At 44.8% G+C, this 22,008-nt stretch carries 22 protein-coding genes; 20 read left to right on the top strand and 2 right to left on the bottom strand.

Annotated features, from left to right (window positions below; genetic code table 11):
* The first annotated feature begins 18 nt into the window (after window positions 1–18).
* The 19 genes from ACOMA8_RS07030 (at window position 19) to ACOMA8_RS07120 (ending at window position 17,319) form a co-directional block, all read left to right on the top strand.
* Window positions 19–1,041, top strand: a complete 1,023-nt coding sequence (locus ACOMA8_RS07030; RefSeq protein WP_237580391.1) for a LacI family DNA-binding transcriptional regulator — start codon at window positions 19–21, stop codon at window positions 1,039–1,041.
* A 2-nt stretch (window positions 1,042–1,043) separates the two neighbouring features.
* Window positions 1,044–1,973: an ROK family protein gene (locus ACOMA8_RS07035; protein ID WP_421369615.1), complete on the top strand. Its 930-nt coding sequence runs from the start codon at window positions 1,044–1,046 to the stop codon at window positions 1,971–1,973.
* 133 nt (window positions 1,974–2,106) lie between these two features.
* Entirely contained in the window at window positions 2,107–3,012 is a 906-nt protein-coding gene (locus ACOMA8_RS07040; RefSeq protein ID WP_161898397.1) for an ABC transporter permease, read from the top strand.
* A 17-nt stretch (window positions 3,013–3,029) separates the two neighbouring features.
* A complete protein-coding gene (locus tag ACOMA8_RS07045; protein WP_161898336.1) occupies window positions 3,030–3,905 on the top strand; it encodes a carbohydrate ABC transporter permease in 876 nt (291 codons plus the stop codon).
* A 23-nt stretch (window positions 3,906–3,928) separates the two neighbouring features.
* Window positions 3,929–5,590 (top strand): type 2 periplasmic-binding domain-containing protein, encoded by a 1,662-nt coding sequence (locus tag ACOMA8_RS07050; protein WP_161898335.1) that lies wholly within the window; start codon window positions 3,929–3,931, stop codon window positions 5,588–5,590.
* Between the two features lie 134 nt (window positions 5,591–5,724).
* Window positions 5,725–6,306 carry a DUF624 domain-containing protein gene (locus tag ACOMA8_RS07055; protein WP_161898334.1) on the top strand — a complete coding sequence of 194 codons (582 nt, stop codon included), beginning with the start codon at window positions 5,725–5,727 and terminating at the stop codon, window positions 6,304–6,306.
* 345 nt (window positions 6,307–6,651) lie between these two features.
* Window positions 6,652–7,389, top strand: coding sequence for an ABC transporter ATP-binding protein (locus ACOMA8_RS07060; RefSeq protein WP_421369618.1), 738 nt, complete (start codon window positions 6,652–6,654; stop codon window positions 7,387–7,389).
* Window positions 7,389–8,600 (top strand): ABC transporter permease, encoded by a 1,212-nt coding sequence (locus ACOMA8_RS07065; RefSeq protein WP_421369620.1) that lies wholly within the window; start codon window positions 7,389–7,391, stop codon window positions 8,598–8,600. The genes ACOMA8_RS07060 and ACOMA8_RS07065 overlap by 1 nt, the downstream gene beginning before the upstream one ends.
* A gap of 282 nt (window positions 8,601–8,882) precedes the next feature.
* A complete protein-coding gene (locus ACOMA8_RS07070) occupies window positions 8,883–9,662 on the top strand; it encodes a phosphotransferase family protein (protein ID WP_161898331.1) in 780 nt (259 codons plus the stop codon).
* 115 nt (window positions 9,663–9,777) lie between these two features.
* Window positions 9,778–10,431: a tRNA (guanosine(46)-N7)-methyltransferase TrmB gene (gene trmB / locus ACOMA8_RS07075; RefSeq protein WP_421369622.1), complete on the top strand. Its 654-nt coding sequence runs from the start codon at window positions 9,778–9,780 to the stop codon at window positions 10,429–10,431.
* 324 nt (window positions 10,432–10,755) lie between these two features.
* A complete protein-coding gene (comGA, locus tag ACOMA8_RS07080; RefSeq protein WP_421369624.1) occupies window positions 10,756–11,703 on the top strand; it encodes a competence type IV pilus ATPase ComGA in 948 nt (315 codons plus the stop codon).
* Window positions 11,624–12,697, top strand: coding sequence for a competence type IV pilus assembly protein ComGB (gene comGB, locus ACOMA8_RS07085; protein WP_421369626.1), 1,074 nt, complete (start codon window positions 11,624–11,626; stop codon window positions 12,695–12,697). Before comGA ends, comGB begins: the two co-directional genes overlap by 80 nt.
* A gap of 67 nt (window positions 12,698–12,764) precedes the next feature.
* Window positions 12,765–13,055: a competence type IV pilus major pilin ComGC gene (comGC, locus tag ACOMA8_RS07090; protein ID WP_161898327.1), complete on the top strand. Its 291-nt coding sequence runs from the start codon at window positions 12,765–12,767 to the stop codon at window positions 13,053–13,055.
* A complete protein-coding gene (gene comGD / locus ACOMA8_RS07095) occupies window positions 13,015–13,515 on the top strand; it encodes a competence type IV pilus minor pilin ComGD (RefSeq protein WP_421369628.1) in 501 nt (166 codons plus the stop codon). The genes comGC and comGD overlap by 41 nt, the downstream gene beginning before the upstream one ends.
* The gene (locus tag ACOMA8_RS07100) at window positions 13,496–13,825 is read left to right on the top strand and encodes a hypothetical protein (protein ID WP_161898325.1); all 330 of its coding nucleotides are present in this window, start codon (window positions 13,496–13,498) and stop codon (window positions 13,823–13,825) included. Before comGD ends, ACOMA8_RS07100 begins: the two co-directional genes overlap by 20 nt.
* On the top strand, window positions 13,755–14,225 hold the full coding sequence (gene comGF, locus ACOMA8_RS07105; protein WP_161898396.1) for a competence type IV pilus minor pilin ComGF: 471 nt from the start codon (window positions 13,755–13,757) through the stop codon (window positions 14,223–14,225). The genes ACOMA8_RS07100 and comGF overlap by 71 nt, the downstream gene beginning before the upstream one ends.
* 10 nt (window positions 14,226–14,235) lie before the next feature.
* The gene (gene comGG / locus ACOMA8_RS07110) at window positions 14,236–14,538 is read left to right on the top strand and encodes a competence type IV pilus minor pilin ComGG (protein WP_421369631.1); all 303 of its coding nucleotides are present in this window, start codon (window positions 14,236–14,238) and stop codon (window positions 14,536–14,538) included.
* A 531-nt stretch (window positions 14,539–15,069) separates the two neighbouring features.
* The gene (locus ACOMA8_RS07115) at window positions 15,070–16,074 is read left to right on the top strand and encodes a class I SAM-dependent methyltransferase (RefSeq protein ID WP_421369633.1); all 1,005 of its coding nucleotides are present in this window, start codon (window positions 15,070–15,072) and stop codon (window positions 16,072–16,074) included.
* 39 nt (window positions 16,075–16,113) lie between these two features.
* A complete protein-coding gene (locus ACOMA8_RS07120; protein ID WP_161898322.1) occupies window positions 16,114–17,319 on the top strand; it encodes an acetate/propionate family kinase in 1,206 nt (401 codons plus the stop codon).
* Window positions 17,320–17,397: 78 nt separating this feature from the next.
* On the opposite strand, the gene ACOMA8_RS07125 is transcribed toward ACOMA8_RS07120, so the two are convergent.
* Entirely contained in the window at window positions 17,398–17,949 is a 552-nt protein-coding gene (locus tag ACOMA8_RS07125; RefSeq protein ID WP_421369635.1) for a DUF1697 domain-containing protein, read from the bottom strand.
* Window positions 17,950–18,260: 311 nt separating this feature from the next.
* On the opposite strand from ACOMA8_RS07125, the gene ACOMA8_RS07130 reads away from it, so the two are divergent.
* Window positions 18,261–20,393 (top strand): HelD family protein, encoded by a 2,133-nt coding sequence (locus ACOMA8_RS07130; RefSeq protein ID WP_421369636.1) that lies wholly within the window; start codon window positions 18,261–18,263, stop codon window positions 20,391–20,393.
* Between the two features lie 142 nt (window positions 20,394–20,535).
* On the opposite strand, the gene ACOMA8_RS07135 is transcribed toward ACOMA8_RS07130, so the two are convergent.
* A complete protein-coding gene (locus ACOMA8_RS07135) occupies window positions 20,536–21,891 on the bottom strand; it encodes a CapA family protein (RefSeq protein WP_421369638.1) in 1,356 nt (451 codons plus the stop codon).
* Window positions 21,892–22,008: the final 117 nt, after the last annotated feature.

A 22,008-nucleotide genomic window follows, 5' to 3' on the forward strand; every position in this document is an offset into this window, starting at 1 on the left:
AAGAGGCTTAAACCGGGGGTGAAAAAACTGGTAACAAAACATCGAATCACCATCAGGGATGTAGCCAAAGAATCTGGCTATTCCATCGCAACAGTTTCCAAGGCCTTGAACGGCGTCGATGTGGTGAAACCCCACACGAAACAAAAAATTTTAGAAGCAGCTGAACGACTCCACTATGTACCCAATTTAATGGGTAAGCAGCTGAAAAACGCTCAGACGAAGATGATCGGATTTTATACGACCAGTATCAGCGGGCCTTACTTCAGTATTTTAGTGGAAGCAATGGCTAGAGAAGCCGAGAGACGCGGCTACGGCATTAACGTATTCATCTCTTACGACAAGAAAGTGGTATTGAACAGTATTTTAGGCAGTGTTGTGGATGGCATCATTGGCTTTGAAGATCTTTTAACGCCGCAAGATTTAGATGCTGTGAAGCGAGAAGGTATTAAAGCCGTCTTCATTGATCGAGATGTCTGCTCAGAAACTATCGGCAGTGTCGTGTTTGATTCCTATGACAAAGGGCGAGAAGCAACAGAACAGCTGTTGGCAATGGGCCACCGCCGGATTGGGTTTATCAAAGGAGTCGACGGAGTATTCGATGCGGACAGTCGGGAGGCCGGCTATCGGGATGCATTGTTAGCCGCAGGAATTCCGGTGGAAGAAGAGCTGATGCTGTCGGGGTTGTTTGAAGAACAGGCGGCCTTTGAGAACATGGTAGAATTTCTCAAAAATCCGCCAAAAAAACTGCCCACCGCTTTTCTGGCAGGCAATGACCTGAGCGCAATCGGGAGCGTTAAAGGAATTTTACAGATGGGCTATCGGGTTCCGGAAGATTTCAACGTGATGGGATTTGACGGCATTGATCTTCTGGAATATTTCACCCCGAAGCTGTCTACGGTGCGTAATCCTATCAAGGAACAGGGCATCTTAGCTGTGGATCATCTGCTGGATCTCATCAATGAGCAGGCCACCGGAACCTCCTTTGTTTTGGAAGGGAAATTGTGCATCAGAGAATCAACGAGTATCAGACAGGAGGAGTAATCGTGTATATCGGGATCGACGTTGGGGGAACCCACACGAAATTCGGGTTGATCACTACAGCCGGCGAGGTCATTGAAAAGGCTATGATCGACACGAACCATGACAAGGACCAATTTATTGAAGACCTCATCGCAATTATCACCAATTATCAAGCAGAGCATACAGACATCCTTGGGGTGGGGATCAGCGCACCAGGCATCATCAAAGCAAACGGCTATTTACTGACAGCCGGTGCTATTAAACCGTTATACGGCACTAATTTAAAAGAAGCGATTGCCAAGCGGGTTCAATTGCCGGTAAAAGTCGAAAATGATGCCAATGCCGCTGCCATCGCAGAACGTTGGATTGGTAACGCGCAAGGGATGGAAAATTATCTTTGCATGGTACTGGGCACCGGTATCGGTGGCGGTATCGTAGCAAACGGCCAAGTGTATCGAGGCTTTAACGGCATGGCCGGCGAATTTGGTTGGATGTTGATGGATCGCTTACCGGCTACCGGTGACTTGGAGACAGTTTCTCTGAATCAGCGAGCAGCCGTCGTGGGTGGCTTGTGTTATCAGTACCAGCTAGCATTGGCAAGCGCTGCAAGCGAGCTGACACCGGTAAATGACGCTCGAGAAATTATGGAACGGGCGGCAGCCGGCGAACCAATTGCTGAAAAGGTGTTGGCAGATTTTTATCGAGATTTGGCAGTGGGACTGCTGAACCTTATCAGTTGCTTTGATCCAGAGGCAATCTTGATCGGTGGTGGCATCAGTGCGAATGAAGCTTTCATGAATCGTTTGAAGCAAACGCTAGCGGAATTGATCAGCCGCCATCACAGCTTGGATTACCTGCAAGGAATTGTCGAAAACAAGATCTTGTCTGCCAAATTAGGAAACGATGCCGGCATGATCGGTGCTGTTTATCAATTGCACCAGACATTGATTTAAAAAGACTTGCGAAGGTCGGAAATGTAAGGGCTTCAATACAAGTAAAAATTCAACTGTATATTGACAAAAAAATCAGGAGGTTAGCAAGTTGGAAAACAAGGTTACTAAATCACCCCGTCCCCCCCGCAAAAAAATGGGGTTTTGGGCACGGTTGCGATCACAGAGTTTCTTCCAGGCAATGGTTTGGCCGGGAGTTCTGTTGATGATCGTCTTCAACTTCATTCCACTTTACGGCATCATTATCGCATTTAAAGACTACTCGGTATTAGACACAATCGCCAATGCACCTTGGGTAGGGACACAGTATTTTCAAGAATTTTTCAGTGATTCAATGTTTTGGACAGTAATGAAAAACACGCTGGGAATCAGCTTCTTGAAATTGTTGATCGGTTTTCCAGCAGCCATTTTGTTGGCAGTTTTGATCAACGAGCTCGTCAATGTTCGCTTGAAAAAAGTCGTGCAGACGGTTTCTTATCTGCCCCACTTTCTATCTTGGGTAATTCTCGGGGGCATGTTCATTACTTGGTTGTCTGATACCGGGTTGGTAAATAATATCTTGATGGACTTCGGCATGATCAAAGAACCAATCCGCTTTTTGACCGATCCTGATAAATACTGGGCAATTGCCGTATTATCTGACATCTGGAAGGAAGTCGGTTGGAACACAATCTTATATATCGCCGCTATGACCGGCATTAACCCGGCATTGTACGAAGCAGCTCGAATGGATGGCGCCAGCAAATGGCATCAGATTTGGAATATCACGTTGCCATCAATCCGCCACATTATCGCATTGACTTTCGTCTTATCTGTCGGCGGGCTGTTGGGTTCAAACTTAGATCAGACTTTGGTGTTACAAAATCCTGTGAACTATCAAACCAGTGAAGTTATCAATTCCTTCGTCTATAAGATGGGGATTCGTCAAGGGGACTTCTCTTATGCGACCGCCATTGGTTTGTTCGTATCGGTGATTTCATTGATTCTGGTTGTCGGCAGTCACTTCTTCACCAAGAAGATTAGTGACGAGTCCGTATTCTAAAAAGGAGGGAGAAAACGATGAAACAAAATTTTTCCAAAGATGAAAAAATCTTCAATGTCGTCAATGTAATCTTCATGATTTTCTTTTTGGCCATCATCGCGCTACCTCTGTGGAATATCGTGGCGCTGTCCTTCAATGATGCCACGGATGCTGCGAGAGGCGGAATCTACTTTTGGCCCCGCAAGTTCTCTGTTGAAAGCTATCTGACGGTTTTTGAAGACAAAGCAATCTACAAAGCCTTTCTAATCTCGGTTTCAAAGACGTTGATTGGGGTGGTGCTCCACACGTTGGTAACGTCGATGGTCGCTTATGGGATGAGCCGACGTAATTTAATCGGTCGTAAGCTCTATATGAATTTGGGAATTTTGACCATGTTCGTTTCTGGAGGGATGATTCCAACGTTCCTGTTGTTTAAACAGTTGGGCTTGCTGAACAATTTCTGGGTTTATATTCTGCCGGTTTTATTCTCTTTTTACGACATGGTGATTTTGATGAATTTCTTCCGCAGTATTCCTTACTCACTGGAAGAATCAGCCATGATGGATGGCGCAAATCCTTTCGTCGTCTTCGTGAAAATTATTTTGCCGCTGTCACTGCCGGTATTGGCAACGATTGCTTTGTTCCACGGGGTTTACCAGTGGAATGACTATATGACAGCCAATATTTACGTGGATGACCGCAGCCTGTATCCGCTACAGATGCTCTTGTTCCGTATCGTTTCTGATAACTTGTCACCGGCCGTTGCTACTGGGGCCAACGTAGTTCGTAATACCACATCGCAGTCCATGCAGCTGGCGACGATGGTTGTGACGACTGTACCGGTAGTAATCATTTATCCATTCTTACAGAAGTACTTTATCCAAGGAATGACCCTTGGTTCAGTAAAAGAATAATTAATTAAGGAGAGAAAACACAAATGAAGATGAAAAAGGTATTGATGACAACAGGTATCGCTATGTTGAGTTTGATCACGTTAGCTGCTTGCGGCAGTGGCGGTTCTAGTAAATCTGGCGGCAGTGAATCCAAAGGCGCAGCCGCTGCGGATAAGCTTCCAGAAGCTCGTTTTGAGGCTGATAAAGAAACACCAAGCTGGCAAAAAGACACAGATCATGCTGCAAAATTGAAATGGTATGTCAACTTTGACTGGTATGCACAACCAGGCTGGGCCAAAGACACCGTAACTAAAAAAATTAAAGACGACATGAACATTGATGTTGAGTTTATTTCTGGGAACGATGAAAAACTAAACACCATGTTGGCTGGCGGTGACTTGCCTGACTTGATGACCTTTGACAAAAACTTATCTGCGGCGACTGAAGCGCCAAAATTTGCTTTGCCGTTGAACAAATTGGCAGAAAAATACGATCCATACTTCACGGAACACGCAGCCAAAAAAGAATCTCTGAAATGGTTCACGTTGGAAGATGGCAATATCTATGGTTATCCTTCTTTCTCTACAACTAAAAAAGACTACGATGACGGCAATGTTGTTGGTGACCAAGTCTTCATCGTTCGTAAAGATATCTATGAAAAAATCGGCAGCCCGGATATGTCTACTCCAGAAGGCTTCCTGGATGCTTTGAAAAAAGCCAAAGAAGCTTTTCCAAAAGCAGATGACGGTTCTGATCTAGTCGCATTTGGTTCAACGGCATTGGATATTGCAAACGGTGGTGACGGAGCATACGGCGGGATTTTGCAAGACTTCTTGAATATCGCTCCTTCAAAAGACGGCAAATTCAATGACCGCGATAGCGATCCTGAATACTTGAAGTGGTTGGAAACCTTCCGTAAAGCTTACAATGAAGGTTTTATCACCAACGACCAATTTTCTGACAATGACAATACGATGAAAGAAAAATTGGGTCAAGGACGTTATTTTGCTTATCTGCACACCAACACTAAAGGCTTGAACGAATTCATGTCAGATAACAATGCCCGTAACGCTGAAGAAACCTATATCGCTGTTGACGGACCGAAAAATTCTAAAGGTGAAAACCCAACCTTCTCAGGCGGGAACATTGGTGGTTGGACACAAACATTCATCACTACTTCTACTAAAGAACCACAAAAAGCAATGGAACTCTTGACTTACCTGGCTTCTGAATACGGCACAATGGTAACAACATTTGGTGTGGAAGGCGAAACGTATAACTTGGTAGACGGCAAAGTAGAATACTCTAAAGAAACAGAAGATCTGCGAAATGCTGATATTGCTAAATTCGATAAGACAGTGGGCTTGGGCTCTTACTGGTTCGTAGGTAACGACAACTACGCTATCCAAATGGGACAAAAACCAGCAACTTCTATCCGTCAAATGGTAGAATGGGCATCTGACAAATTGGCACCGCGCTTCGAAATTGAAGACATCGATCCGAAAACCGGTAGCGAAGCCCGTAACTTGACTAAGATCAATACCGAACGGGTACAAGCGTTGGTTTCTCTAATCCAAGCTAAGTCTGAAGACGAAGGCAAACAAATCTGGGATAACTACTTGGCAAGCCGCGACAACAATGGCTGGGACAAGATTGTTGATCACCGCAATGAAAAAATCCAAGAAAACATCGAAAAATTGAAATAAACCTCTCCTCTTTCTTATCGAAGAAACAACTACTTGTTGGCTTCGAAAAGTGGTCGGAAAAACGGCGACTCATCTGTCGCTGTTTTTCCATTACATAGTCAAAGTCACAAATGAATGAAAGGCGGTCTTTGCTGATGTTTGGTATCGACAGTAAATTTTATAAAATCGCAACTTGGATCTATCGAATCATGCTTACGAATATCTTATTTTTGGTGGCAGCACTGCCAATCATCACCTTGGCGCCGGCACTTGCTGCATTGGTCAATACCTTAAAGCACACGGAAGACCCGCATATCCTCAAGCCGTTTTTCCGATACTTCAAAAAAAATCTCTGGAGCAGTCTACCATTGGGATTCTTCAATGTATTTTCCGGGGTCTTTATGATGGGGCTGATGCAGTCAAACCTGTCAGGCTCTTTGACTCTCAAATTGTTATTGGTGGTTTTCGGACTGTTTTTGGGCATGTATAACTTGAATTTGTACCTGACCCAGATGTCCTTTAACTACAACGGTTACTTTGATTTGTTCCGTATGACGTTTGTGATTACTTTGATGACGTTGTATAAATTGGTTTGGCCGCTGCTCTTGTTTGCTGGTCTTTGCTATTTCTTAATGCCGGATTTTGCTGTAGGCTTTTATCTCTTTTTGATTAGCGGACCGATGGCACTCTATGTACAGCTGTACCAACGGCAGATTCCGTTATTTGCCACGGCTTAAAATTTTTCCTCGCCACTGTTGTATCGGCGGGGATTTTTTTGTCTGGTGCCAATCGTTTCTTGCCGCTGATAAGTAACGACAAAGCTTTGATTGTAAAGAAAATTTTGGGGCCTGCTTGATAAACGGGGAGTTTCAAGCATAGAGCACAGCTTGGCAGTTATGAAAGAATACTGTTGCAGGAGCTGACAGCAGATCGTTATCTTTTGATAAAAGCTGCCACCAGCTGTCGCCGCCTTTTTGCCGTGGTATAATAATCTGGTAGTTTTCAGTAAGGCTTTAATGGATCAACAAAGCGCAGCAGCTTAGAGCTTTACCGGAAGTTAAGCAAATACGGAGGCTTAGAACATGACATTAACTATCGAACATCTTTCCGGAGGCTATGGTCAGCTACCGGTGTTAAAAGATTTGAATTTTGAAATTAAAGACGGGGAACTGGTGGGGCTAATCGGTCTCAACGGTGCCGGAAAAAGTACCACGATTAAAGAAATTATCGGCTTGTTGCAACCCCAGTCCGGCAGTATTACTTTAAATGGGATGACGTTGGCCACTGATTCGGAAAATTACCGTAAACAGATTGGCTACATTCCCGAGACGCCGGCACTCTATGAAGAGCTGACGTTGAAAGAGCATATTGAAATCACGGCCATGGCCTATGATATTCCCATGGAAGAAGCGATGCAGCGAGCGGACAGTCTGCTAAAAACATTTCGTTTAGATAATAAGCTGGAGTGGTTTCCCGCGAACTTTTCTAAAGGGATGAAGCAAAAGGTAATGGTGTTGTGCGCCTTTTTGATCGAGCCGGCACTGTACATCATTGATGAGCCTTTCTTAGGTCTGGATCCATTGGCAATCAATTCACTGTTGGAGCTGATGGGTCAGATGAAAAATGCTGGAGCGTCAATTTTGATGTCCACCCATATTCTGGCGACGGCAGAAAAATACTGCGACCGCTTTATCCTGCTTCACGAGGGCAAGATTCGGGCACAAGGGACGATTGATAATCTGCGACAAGAGTTTGGACTGCAAGATGCGTCACTGGACGAAATCTATTTGAGCCTGACGAAAGAAGCAGGTGGTGTCTGATGAAAGAGCTGTTTCAGCGGCGTCTACAGCTGCATCAAAAGCAGATGATGCGCTATTTACGCTATGTATTCAATGACCACTTTGTTTTGGCCTGTACTTTCCTGCTGGGGGGAATCGGGTTGTATTACTCCGATTTGGTGAAAAAACTGCCCGAAGGATTTTTACCAGGGCAATTTCTGGTGATCATTGTCTTAGCGGCGGCTGTTCATCTGGGAAGTTTTGTGAGTCTGACTAAATCTGCCGATGTTGTTTTTTTATTGCCGAAAGAAAAGCAGATGCGAGGGTATTTGGAAAAGGGGCTGCGCTATTCGCTGATTCTGCCTTTTGTCACCTTGTTTTTGGTAACAGGCTTTCTGATGCCGTTGTACGTGGTCAGCGGGCAAGGAAGCTTTGCCGACTTTTTACCATTAGTGGCGACTGTCTGGGGATTGAAAACAGCACATTTGCAATTACAGCGTTATCGTTTATTCCAAAATAGTCTGGATCAGAGACGGTGGTATTTACTTTGGCTAGCCGCCGTGCTTTGCTCTTTGTGCTTGGGAATCTTTGTCATGCCTTGGTTGGCTGCGGCAGCAGGGCTGGCAGTAGCAGTAGTTTTTTGGCAGGTACTGTGGGTACGGGTGTCGCGACCGTTAGATTGGGACAAAATGATTCGACTGGAAGCCAATCGGATGCACCGAATCTATCGTTTTATCAACTTGTTTACGGATGTGCCCCAGATTGCTGCTTCTGTCAAACGGCGGAAATATCTGGACAAGTTCTTAGCAAAAATTCCCCAGGATAAAGATCATACTTACCTTTATCTCTATGCAAGACGGATGTTGCGCGGCTCAGAGTTCAGCGGTTTGTATCTGCGGTTGGTAGCGATTGGCGGTTTACTGCTGTATTTTGTCGATGAAATTTGGTTTTCTGTGGGCTTAGGTGGCCTCTTTCTTTACCTGATCGGGTTCCAACTGGCGCCTTTATACAATCAGTTTCAGTACATGGTGTTGACTCGCCTATATCCGATAGCCGCCGATCAGAAAAAACAAGCGTTGCAACAGCTGCTGTTGGTTTTATTGTTAGTGGCGGCGGTGATTTTTGCGGGTATCGGCAGTATTCCTTATGCTTCGTGGCAAGATCGAGGGATTTTGTTGGCAGCTTTCGTTGGGGTAGCCCTCGCATTTAATTATCTTTATCTGCCTCTTCGCCTCAAAAAAATGGCGGATTGAAGCGGGAAAACCGCTTTCTGTCAACGAAAAGGGAACGTATAGTCGCTTGACGAAGAGCAGTTGAGAAGCTAGAATAAGTGTTACTTTGTAAAAAACGATCGGCTGATAGGCTTCGAAGACATTCTTCGAGGCTTCTCAGCGTGTCAATAGGCTGTAAAGCCCAATCTCACAGTGTTTTGACTGGCGGGATGAGGCCCCAGTCAGGTCAGTCACATCAACTGCAAGCTGGCAGCCGGACTGACAAAATTTTTGATTATCCTGCTTGCGAAAGGAGCGCCGCTGATGGAATTTCAACTAGGACAAGACTGGCAGTTGAGCCCCATCAAAGGGGACACTGGCAAAGCCTATCTAGGCTTAAAAGATGATGCCAAAGTCTTCGTAAAACGAAATACCACGCCCATGTTGGCGGCCCTTTCCAAAGAAGGAATCACTCCCAAATTAATCTGGACCAAACGAACCGGTAACGGCGATACTTTCTCTGCCCAAGAGTGGTTGGAAGGCCAGATGATTTCACCAGAAGAGATCGGCCAACGCAATGATGTCGTGGATGTCTTGTATCAACTCCATCATTCAAAAACTTTGATCCAAATGTTAGAAAAAATCGGTGGGGATATCGTTACACCCCAAATGATGTTGGAGGAGTATCAACTGGCATTGCCTCATCCGGTAGAAACCAACCGTTTTTTGCAGTTGGTGTTCCATTATTTAAAACACAATGTGCCCGCCTTTGATGAAAAGGACAAAGCAGTGGTTCACGGGGATGTCAACTATCGCAACTGGCTAGTGTGCCGTCACTACCTATACCTGGTGGATTGGGATTCAATCATGTTTTCTGATCCTTGCGTAGATGTTGGAACCTTTTTAGGTCACTATCGACCAAAATCTTCTTGGAGTTCTTGGCTGTTAAGCTACGGCATGATGCCTTCTGCTGAAAACTTGGAAAAAGTTTACTGGTATGCTCTGTTTTCACTGCTTCAAGAGATCAAAAAATATTACAATCGCGGTGATTTTGACCGCATGAATGAAGTCATTACTCAGCTGAAGCGGGTCTTCAGCGATTGACAAGTCGGATTCCACCGCCGTGTACAGCCAAAGACACCGGCGGAGGGGACCCGTTTTTTATTGAAAAACGAAGAGACAGCGGGACACCCCGTAATAACGGAAAGGAAACAAGACCATGCGAGTAAGAAAACGTAAAGGTGCCGAAGAAATGTTGGCAGAGCATCCGGAGATTGTCCTAGAAGAAGCGACTGCCTGGAAAGGTCGTTGGCAACAGCTGTTCGGCAATGACCACCCTGTCCATATCGAAATTGGTATGGGAAAAGGAAACTTTATCACCGGTATGGCTCAAGCACATCCTGAAATCAATTATGTCGGGGTGGAGATGCAGGTGAGTGTGGTTTCTCATGCACTGGACAAAGTGTTGGAAAAAGACCTCCACAACGTTCGGCTGCTGCACATAGACGGCTCAGCGCTAACTGAATATTTTGCAGACAGCGAGGTAGATCAAATCTATCTGAACTTCTCCGATCCTTGGCCTAAAAAACGACATGAAAAACGCCGACTGACCTCACCGGATTTTTTGGCCGTAGATGAAACTGTTTTGAAACCCGCAGGTGAGATTCATTTCAAGACTGACAATCAAGGACTCTTCGAATATTCTTTAGGTAGTTTTTCTCAATACGGTATGACTATTCAAAAAGTTTGGCTGGATCTGCATAACAGTGACTTTGAAGGCAATATTATGACCGAATATGAAGAAAAATTTTCCTCACGAGGGCAACGAATCTACCGTGTGGAAGCGCGCTTTCCCGATAAACGCAAAAAATAAAGCTAAACACAAACTGCTTTTGAGCTGAATGACAGCTTGAAGGCAGTTTTTTTGTTTCAGGATCAGCTCAACTATTTTTGATGTGCTTTAGCACGGAAAGGTGAGGAAAATGGCGAGGTAGAAGCACCTTTTTTGCGGTATATCAAAGGAGACGCATCTAACGGAGGAATTTCTGCTGTCAGCAACCTAACGCTTACTGGAGAAGGAGTTCTTTTTTATTACGGCGCAAAGTTTGAAACCGGTGAAAATTTTGTCTGGAAAAGTTGGCTGAGTAATGAAATCAAAAGCGAAGGGGTGACGTATCTTTTTTTGAGGAGGTGAACAATGGATATCCAAGGCTTATCAGATGAGCTGATTCATTTTGGCGCAGCAGAAGCAGTTCAAGATCTTTATATTCAATACCAACAAGAAAGGTGGGCTGCAGTCTTTCGTAAGGGCCAACAGCTGACTGTCTATCAAGAGTTGGAGGAAAACTGCGCCAAACAGCTGATTACCCGCTTCAAATATCTAGGGGAGATGGATGTGGGCGAAAATCGCAAAGTACAGCTGGGTGCCATTAGTTACCCGCTTTTTGAGGGGGTCCAACAGCGATTGCGCTTGTCGGTGGTAGGGGATTATCGGACAAGAGAAAGCCTCGTCATTCGGTTTTTACATCCGCTTAAAGAAGTCGCTGTCCGCTACTTTATTCCGGAGCAACAAGAAGTCTTGGCTCAGGCAGTCTCACGACGGGGATTGTATTTGTTTTCCGGTCCCACCGGTAGCGGGAAGACGACGTTGATGTACCAGCTGGCACGGCAAATGAAAGGGCAAGTAATCGCGATTGAAGATCCAGTAGAGATTGAAGAGCCGGCATTTTTGCAGCTACAGACCAATTCGAAAATCGGTCAGACCTATGATGTCTTGATTCAACTGTCGCTACGGCACCGGCCGGATGTCTTAATTATTGGGGAAATCAGAGATACGGAGACTGCCAAAGCAGCGATGCGAGCGGCATTGACGGGTGTCACCGTTTTTGCCACAGTCCATGCAAAAGGGGTTGCCGGTACTCGTGGGCGAATCCATGAATTGGCTAATGGAGAAAAAGAGCTGGCCGAGTGTCTGGCAGGGATCATTTATCAGCGCTTGTTGCCTTTTGATGCGAAGCACTTAGGAGTTTTATTGGCATATGATTTTATCGGAAAGGAACTGCCTTATGGAGACTGGCAAAAAAACCTTCAGCAGTTGGCAGCAAAAGGGCAACTGGCGTCAGCTGAGATGGAGAGGGAACTTTAATGCACAAGTGAAGCAACAGCACATTCAGACGCTGACAGACCTATTGAAAAATGGCTTCAGCCTATCAGAGGCGCTATGGGTGATGCGACGTTCTGGGCATTTTGTTTCGGAGCGCTTGGTGGAGTTTCACAATCGCTTGGCAACAGGCGCCGAGTTGGCCGAGTGCTTTGAGTGTTTGTCTTTTACGCCGCAGGAAAAGGCTCAAATCCAGCTTGCTCAGCATCATGGGGATTTGACGGCGACCTTAGCCAATATTGCTCAACAAATGCAGCTGACTGCCAAACAACGCCAGGAATTGTTGAAGACACTGACTTATCCGGTATTGCTGTTGATATTTGTAACGGCACTGCTTCTGGGAATGCGTCAATTTTTGCTCCCACCGCTTTTGGCAACAGGAATGATGGCAAAAGATCATTGGGGAGTACGCTTTTTGACAGAGGTGCCCTATTGGCTGGCTGGGTTAGTCGGATGTTTGTGTATCGGCTTTTTGTTGTTGCGGATGTGGTTTAGGCGCTGCTCAGTCTTGCAGCGTTGCACCTTTTGGAGTCGTTTGCCACTCGTGGGGGGCTTTTATCGCTTGTTGGTTACCAGCTATTTTGCGCTAGAGTGGGGCAAACTTTTTCAAGAAGGCCTTGAATTGCGACAAATCATCGAAACGATGCAAATCACTTCAAAAAAGTCATTGATGTACCAGCTTTCCCGTGAATTGGATTTGAGTTTGCAAGAAGGTATCCCATTAGCAAGACGTCTCGCCCAGTATCACTTTTTGACACCGGAGTTTTCACTGATTATCTTTCAAGGTGAAACCAAGGGACGTTTAGGAACAGAGTTGGTTTTGTACAGTCGTCTGACCCAAAAACGCTTTTATCAAAGAATGGAAAAACTATTGCATTTAGTCCAACCACTGATTTTTTTACTGGTGGCACTCTTGATTGTCAGCGTATATGCGGCCATTTTTCTACCCTTGTATGGAAACTTAAACGAAGTACTGTAGCTACCAAAAGCGCAGTTCAATGGGGCATTGGAAAAGTTGGTTAGCTGTGTGAAAAGGAGGAATCGTTATGAAAAGATTGAAAAAATGGTTGCGTAAAGCTCGCGGATTTACGCTTGTTGAAGTCATGGTCGTGATTTTAATTATCGGTGTACTGATCATCATCTTGGTACCAAATGTCGGAAAATCAAAAGAAATCGCCAGTAAGAAGAGTGACGATGCATTGGTGCAGTTAGTGGAAAATCAACAACTGCTTTATGAAATTGATTTTTCGGTAAAAGACCCCTCTTTGGAAGAGCTCGTTCAAGCCGGTTACTTGAATGAGGAACAAAAAGAAGCTTATGAAAAGATTACACCATAGCGCCTTTACGGTTATGGAGTCGCTGTTGGTTCTTCTTGTGATTGCAAGTTTTAGCCTGCTACCGGTACTTGCATTAAAAAATTGGCAGGAAGAGTTGGCGATTCAACGTTTTTTCAGCCGTTTTGAGAAAATGGTTTTGGTCTGTCAGCAGATTGCAATTGTCGAAAAAAGAGCAACAGGAATCACCGTGGATCCAACAACTGAAACCGTGACATTTGTAACGGAAGCCACGTCTGGCGGATCGGGCGGGGGTTTTTCGGAGGATCGATTTACACCGCTAGCATTTCCTGAAGCGGTTAAGACGCAAGGCACCAGTAGTGTGTCGTTTGGCTTTACTGCTTCAGGGACTGGAAGCCCACAAAAATTGCTGAAATTCACCTTCTATGTAAACGGTGGAAAAAATTCAGTAACTTATGCTATTCAGATGGGGAGTGGACGATTTGCAAAGACGACGACCTAGTGGATACATTTTATTTGAGGCACTGGTTTCGCTGGGAATGCTGAGTATCGGCATTTTGATTTACCACGCCGGGACTTTACAGATGTTGAGCCAAGAGCAGGCGCAGTATCGACGTGTTCGTTGCGCGCGAGTATTGAAGGAAGAATTTCGAGAGTATCTGGCGCAAGGTGGGGAACGGGAGCGTCAGTTAGACTATGATGAGGAAGTCTATCGGGTCTTTTTTTCGGAGGATAAGCGCTATGGAAAAGTGGTCAATGACGATCAAGAATTGGCAATCCGCCTGGAGACTGCCAGCTTTCACATTGATTGAATGTCTGATCGCCCTGGCAGTCTTGGGGCTTTGTATGTTGCTGGTAGGACCTGTGATTCAATCAAGTCAGCGTAACCAGATTTATTTGGCAAGCTACCAGGACCAGGAGTTTGAAGTAGCTATGGTCCAATTGCAAGAAGAGATGAAAGGATTGACCTTTTATAATGCTGCTAGTAGCACATTTTACTATAAGGACGCTAACGGAAAGCAAGCAGAATTTCGCGTGGTTAACAATGTGTTTGCCAAGACACTGAACACTGGTCATCAGCCACTGGTTATGAGTGTGCAAGGAATACGTGTCACTAGGCAAACGCAATCTTTGTTGATTAGATTTACATTTTTGGACGGGAAGGTGCGCTATGGTAAAGTTCTTATCGCTCCACCGAAGAATCAATCATAGAGGCGGAATTATGCTGTCGGCCATCGGGCTGCTATTTTTAGTAAGTGTTATCTTTTACACTGCTATCGAAAATCGACGGTTGACTGCTGACATCGCCCAACGTACGCAGCGAGCCCACATAGCAGAAACCATGGAAGAGCTGTTCTGGCATTACTATCGAAAGCTGCCTGAAGAAGAGCGTCCGGAAAACGGCCGGATGACCTTCAATACCGGTTATGTTGAATTTGGCCGTGACGAAAGCGATCATGGCAAATTGAAGCTGCGAATCTGGATTGCCGGACGCAGTTATGTCAAAGTGCTGCCAGACAACTGAGGGAAATCTGGTTGTAAGCTTCACTGGTTTCACTGAAGACAAAAAACAGGCTCAACATTGGAAACAAGACTTGATGCTACTCTGTGAAAAGCTGAAGTCATGCGTTTGTGCTATTTAGAACTTCACAGCGAAATAGCGCTTGAAAATAGCTATCAGATACCCGGATTGACTCCGGCTCACTTTTTTACTTTGCCGAACAAGGGCTGCAGCTGCAAAGTAATTGGCTGTCTGTTTTTGCCAAAGACAGCAGGTGAGACGGAGCTGATTTGGGTATTTTTGTTGAAGTAAAAAGGGCTGAATCATGGTGATTTTCGTTATTGAAACGGCTTAAACTGTTCGCTGTTTCACAAAGAAAAAGGGGGAAATCCGTTGATAAATCAAGGGAAATCGGCTAAAATTGTACAGGTATGTTGGTTGTTATAATCAACCGCTAAAAAATAGTCAGGCAGCGAATCAGATTTCAGCAGTCTTTGCTGAGGTGAAATTTTCTGGTTGCCGCTGTAAAAATGACTGATAAGGCGAGGTGGCAATGTGTTCCCTGAAAAGATCGAAAAAAGTTTTGATTTGAACCTGGAGGCAATCCAATTGCTGCAAAATGCATTGGCAACCTCTTTTCTTGATGCATATGTCGAAAATGTTGAAAATCAACTGGATGATTTTCAAGTCCGTGTGATGGAAGGCCGTCCTGATGAACTGACTACCAAGCGAATCGAAAAGCTCTATGGCCAGTTGCAGGAACTGTCGTTGGCGCCAGAAGATATTCGTAAGTTGTCCCAATTGTTGTTGTTGAAAGGCAGCAAGACTGAAAAAATGCAACCGAATCATCAATTGACACCGGACGGTATCGGATTTTTGTTCGTCTATCTATTGGAACAACTCTATCCTCAGGAAAAACCGCTGACAGTGTTTGATCCGGCAGTAGGGATGGGGAATCTGTTGTTAACGGCTTTGACAAATCTGACATTGGCTAAACGTTCTGTAAGAGGTGTCGGCGTGGACATCGACGAAACCCTGCTGGCTGTGGCTGCCGCTAATGGTGAATGGATAGGCGCTAATTTACAGCTATTCCACCAAGATGGTTTGCAGGATTTGTTGTTGGACCCAGTGGATGCAGTGATCAGTGACTTGCCGGTGGGGTATTACCCGCAAGATGAAAAAGCTGCCCGTTTTCTGACCGCAGCTCCAGAAGGACACAGTTACGCTCACCATCTGCTGATGGAACAGGGAATGGCCTACGTGAAGGAAAACAGTTTTGGAATCTTTTTATTACCGGCGAATTTTCTTGAAACACAGCAAGCGCCACAATTGAAAAAACTTTTCACCGAAAAAGTTTATCTGCAGGGGATTATTCAGCTGCCAGACGAACTGTTTTTGAACAAAGAGTCCCGCAAGAGTATTATTTTACTGCAAAATCGTGGCGAACATGCCCGTCAAGCAGAAGAAGTATTGGTAGCAAAACTGGCGACTTTGAAGGATCCAGTGAAGATCACCGAATTCTTTAAACAATTCGAAGACTGGAAAGCCTCGAATTTATAATAAAACCACTACACAGACAATCGAAGGAGACCTAGTAATATGAGCAAAACAATCGCAATCAATGCCGGCAGTTCCAGCTTAAAATGGCAGTTGTACCAAATGCCTACTGAGAAAGTTATCGCAAAAGGAATCGTTGAACGAATTGGTTTGAATGATTCTATCTTTACGATCAAATATGGCGAAGGCCAAAAATTTGAAACAGTGGAAGACATCAAAGATCACGAAGTTGCAGTACAAATGCTGTTGGATCATTTGATTGAATTGGAAATCATCCATTCTTATGAAGAAATCACCGGTGTCGGTCACCGTGTCGTAGCCGGCGGGGAATACTTCAAAGATTCCACCATCATCACTGATGACGTTTTGGAAAAAATCGAAGAACTAGCTGAACTGGCACCACTTCACAATCCGGCTAATGCGATGGGGATTAAAGCATTCCGTCATATCTTGCCAAATATCTTGTCAGTAGCGGTGTTTGATACTTCTTTCCATGCAACAATGCCGGCTGTCAACTACATGTACAGCCTGCCAAAAGAATACTACACCAAATATGCTGCACGTAAATACGGTGCTCATGGGACTAGCCATCGTTTTGTTTCTCAACGGGCGATTGAATTTTTGAATAAGCCGGAAGAAGAAACGAAAATCATTACTTGCCATATCGGTAACGGTGCTTCCATCACTGCTGTAAAAGGCGGTAAATCTGTTGATACTTCTATGGGCTTCACACCATTAGCTGGTGTAACCATGGGGACTCGTTCTGGTGATTTGGATGCCTCATTGATTCCTTACTTGATGCGTAAAGAAGGTATCGAAAACGTCAGCGACTTCATCGATATCCTGAATAAAAAATCTGGTATTCTGGGCTTGTCAGGCATTTCAAGTGATATGCGGGATGTTCAAGCAGCAGCTGCCAGCCACAACGACGATGCTGAATTGGCTTTGGAAATCTATGCTGACCGAATCCGCAAATATATTGCACAATATATTGCAGTTATGAATGGCGTGGATGCGATTGTCTTCACAGCCGGCGTCGGTGAAAATGCGGCCTATATTCGTGAAGCAGTTCTGAAACCAATGACTTGGTTTGGTATCAAATTGAACACGACTGTCAACAACTTGATTCATGGGGAAGAAGCTGAAATCACAGCACCGGATTCCAAAGTGAAAGTCTTTGTTATCCCAACTGATGAAGAATTGGTTATCGCCCGTGACGTTCAACGTTTAGGTGCAAAATTGCGCTAATCTCAATATTAAAAGCCCCCTGTCCGTAACTGATGGACAAGGGGCTTTTTTTCACAATAATCATATATGTTGGTGAAATCAGCAGTTGCTGGCAGTGACTAATTTTTCAACCGTATTCCAATTGCGGGCGGTCATAGGCAGCTTTAGCTTGCCTAAAGCTCGGATTGTGGGGGAGGTTCTAACGCTATCATAAGAGAGTACATAGAGCACTTGAAGGTCTTTTTGATAACTGATGCGATCTTTTCCGTTGATCGTAACGGTGGCTAGTTGTTCGGCTGAGAGCTCACTTTCAAAAAAATAAACATAAAGGTGTTTAATGGTGGGCTCGTAGGTCTGTGCATTTTGGATTTCTGCTTGGGTAAAGGGGAGTTCAGCCGGGATTCGCTGGAAGTTATCCGCGGGAATAACAATGACCAGACTGGAAAACCTAAATTTTTCAGCAAATTCTTTGTTGATAAGCTGGCGCAGTTCGTCAGTTGAAAGAGGAGAATTTGCCAAGACATTGCCGCTTTGTAAAAAAGTCTGGAGGTGGGTCAGGCCCATATCTTCAAGAAAAGCCTTCAAATCAGACATTTTGATGCGATTTTGTTTGCCAACATTGAGACTGCCGAATAAAAGAATATAGTTCAAGCTGATCCGCTCCTTTGGGTGGCATTGGTGTAGTAGGATTTGTTAGCTGAAATTTTTCTGGTTATTCATTTGCCAAAAAAACAAAAAAAGAAGAGCCTATCCTCTTCCCACCATTATTATACCGCGAATCGGTGGCAAAAAACAGTCTTGTTTTTGGGCTGCGGCGGGTGTAGACTGCATATCCGGCCAGCGGTGAGACTTGTAGTGTGTCGCAATCCGGTTGCGGGTTTTCTGCCCAGTGCAAGTGCAACTTACTGAAAGGGTCATGTGAAGGTGTCGGTCGTCAGTAACATCAATAAGGAGTGAGTGTTTTGGTCAACACACGAAAAGTCGAAGAACAACAGTTACAGGAAGTCTATCAGTCATTGCTACGGAAGCGACAAGAACTGCAACAACTGATTGCAGTCGAAAATTCAGAAGGCAAGGCAGCTATCCAGGAGATGACCGGCGAAGTGCGGGTCAACTATGATAATTTTGCCGATAATTTGGATACTTATGCCAATATTGAAGCGCTGAATCGACAAATCGACCAGTACAATCAACAACTGGCAACGGCCCGTAAACAGTTGGATAAAGTCGAACGGTTGCTTCCAAGTCCTTATTTTGGCAAAATCACTGCGCATTTTACACCAGATGAGGCGGCTGAAAATTTTTATATTGGGATTAATGGCTTTACTGATGATCAGAAGCAAGAGTTAATCTACGACTGGCGTTCACCAATTGCTGAATTGTTTTACAACAACCAGTTGGGCGTTTCGGCGTATCAAGTCGACACTCGGGAGATTTCGGTTGTCATTGATAATCGGCGGCAGTTGATTACCGATGGTGACTACTTGGTGAATTGGTTTGACAGCGGCACTGCTATCCAAGATGATGTCTTATTAGCAGCCTTGGCTCAAGACAATTCGTCTCAGATGACAGATATCACTACGACTATCCAAGTAGAACAAGATAAGATTATTCGGGATCGCTTGAGTCCAGTGGTCTTGGTAAATGGTGTCGCCGGCAGTGGCAAAACTTCTACTGTCATGCAGCGAATTGCGTATCTATTGTATCGCGATCGGGACAAATATAGTGCAGATGAGATGCTGATTTTATCACCGAATCGTTCTTTTGGAAAATATATCGCCCAGGTACTACCCAACTTGGGAGAAGAAAACCCGGCTACTTATACACTGTTGCAATTGGTAGCAAGGTTGGGGGGACTTGAAGGAGAGTTGGAGAGTGAAAAAGCTTACTTTCAGAGGATCAGCATCAAGGAGACTTCCCTGCTGCGTAGTACCTTGCGGGACACAGATTTTTTGGTATCTTTGACAGCAATCTCTGGCGATGAGGTCAAACCGCAGTTCAGAGATATTTTACATGGTGAAAAAGCGCTGATCACCAAAGAGCATATCCAATTGCTTTTTAATGAAACACCTGCTGGCCAACTGGCAGATCGTTTGCAGGCAGTCAAGGCCCGTTTGCTTCAGGAATGGGAACGCCATCTGATCCGCCAAGGCCGCAGCAACCGAATCCGCCAACAGCTTTTGGGGCTGACAGAAGCAGAACAGCAACGATTACTGGGTGGGTTGATCGAGTTTGATTCAGAAGCCAAGTTGTCTGAGTATGGTTTGCAATTGCTGCAAAAACGCTATCGAGACATCAGCCGACAAATCCAGGACTTTTCTTGGTTACAAGCGGAACGGCTCTTTGCAGATTGTTATTTCAATTACACTGGAGAAGCTTTGCCGCCACTTCTGAAAAAAATGGATCTCGATCTGGCAGTAGCACAATTGTATATGCATCATGTATTGATCGAGCCATTGACAGTTCCTGACTTTAAGGTGATTTTAGTGGATGAAGTCCAAGATTATACACCGGCGCAACTGCAGTTTATTCGAGCACTTTTCCCGAAAGCCCACTTTACCTTGGTGGGAGACGAAAATCAGGCAATCTTTGATTCCCAGACTGACTTTTCAAGAATCGCAGCGATTTTTGGGAAAAAGCAGGTTACCGGGTATTCGCTGGTGAAAAGCTACCGTTCCAGTGGCAACATCACCCGTCTTTTTGGCGCCTTGTTGAAGGATCCGACCAAATTGGAAATCCAGGCGGTTCGACCAGAAGGCGCTCCCATCACCTGGCTCTCGGTGGCTGAAAAAGCGGAAATGGTTCAAACAGTGACCGACTACGTAGTGACAACAGGTCTGACTGCCCTGACCGTTTTGACTAAAACGTTGGCACAGGCAGAAGAGCTCCGACAGCTATTGCCAAAAGACCAAATCAGCGTATATCCGATTGCGTTAGCCAAAGGATTGGAGTTTTCCAATGTATTAATCTATGATGCTTCAAAGAAAAATTATCACAGTGGTCGTGACCGTCAGCTGCTGTACACAGGTATCTCTCGCGGGACGGAAACGGTGGCACTGTTGTGGCAAAAAAATAAAAGTCCTCTGTTTGCTTAGGACTATTTAATGATAAAAAAGAAAAGCAACTTCGGTTCTTTCATGGAAGTTGCTTTTCTTTTTATTGTCAAAAATTTCAAAGGCGGACGATCTTCGATTTTATCAAGCTAAGCCCGCGTAAATTCACTTGTGTTAAGGGATTTTAATCGGTAGATGCCGTCGTACTGTCTTTAGTGGTATCTGTCTTAGCTGAAGACGTGGTATCTGTCGTACTTTCTCCAGCTTTGGTGTTGGCATCAGGCCATTTTAAATCCAAGAGATCGATCATTTCATTGTAGGCGGTCTCGATTCGTTGTTGCTGTTCGGCGGGAACTTTGTCGGCATATTTGGCACCTTTCAGATAGTCCTCAGCCAAAAATACTTGATAATCATAGGATTGGTTGACGACGCCGTCTTGGGTGTAGGTTTTACCTGCCATTATTTCTTTTGATACCCAGGTTGGATGGGGTACGATATTGGTAATCGTGGTCTTGTCGCCGGTTTTGGTCAACTCGACTTCCATAATGACTCCTCGTTCCGACCAGTAATTTTGGATGGTTTCATAACGCTGATTGGAAAGCAGGTTGCCCATAGAATAGATGATGAATTTCTTTTCTCCATCTTTTTCGATGATTTCGGTAGGTTCGGCTACGTGGGGATGACCACCAAAGATGACATCAGCCCCTAAATCAATCATTTGGCGATATTTTTCTTGTTGCTCTTCGTTGGGCTGTAAGGCATACTCGTCGCCGTCTTGAGGCATGATCACAGTGATGTCAGCAATCTCTTCAGCTTTTTTGATGTCGGCGGCGACTTTGTCCATATTCAGGTCGTGAAGGTATTTGTCGTATTCTTCTTGGGTCAGGGTATTTTCCATGCCGTTGAAGCCGTATGCATAAGCTAAGAGAGCAATTTTGATACCATTGACTTCCTTGACCAGAATGTCACTGTTATCGTCGGTATTGACGCCAATTGTATCCACATCTAAGTCATGGAAAGTTTTGGCAGTAGACAATAGACCATCAATACCGGTATCTAAAATATGGTTATGTCCCAGGTCGATAACATCAAAGCCGGCTTTTTGAATGCTTTGGGCGACAGCCGCAGGAGCATTAAACATCGGATAACCACTCAGAGGGTATTCGGGATTGATAGTTCCTTCGAAGTCTCCCAGACACAGATCGGCTTTGTCCATTAACGGTTTGATCTGTTGGAAGTCGTTATCAAAGTCGTAGTTTTTTCCGTCGTAGGCACTACCGTACAAAATATAGTGATACAGCATGTCTCCACTGGCAGTGATCGTGACTTTTTTAGGAGTACTGTCAGTGTCTTTTTTATTGGCGGCTTTTTTGCTGTCAGAGGTGAGGGTAGTCGCCGGCTCCCCACCAGCAGATTTTGCCGGCGCTTTTTGCATTAGGTACAAGTCAACACAGAAAAATAAGGCGATGGCAGCGAAGATTATCAATGCCGCTTTGGTCTCCCGTTGCCCTTTTTTGATAGTGCGTTCTTTGCGATTCATAATCCTCCTCCAAATCTTAACGTTACAGTCTTTGTGTCCATTCTAGTGGAATCCTTTACAAAAAGATAGGGCGTTGAATAAAAAAGCTGGTCTCGATGAGTAAAGAGTGAGTGAAAA

Source organism: Enterococcus infantis, assembly GCF_049166715.1.
Lineage (GTDB): Bacteria > Bacillota > Bacilli > Lactobacillales > Enterococcaceae > Enterococcus_C > Enterococcus_C leclercqii.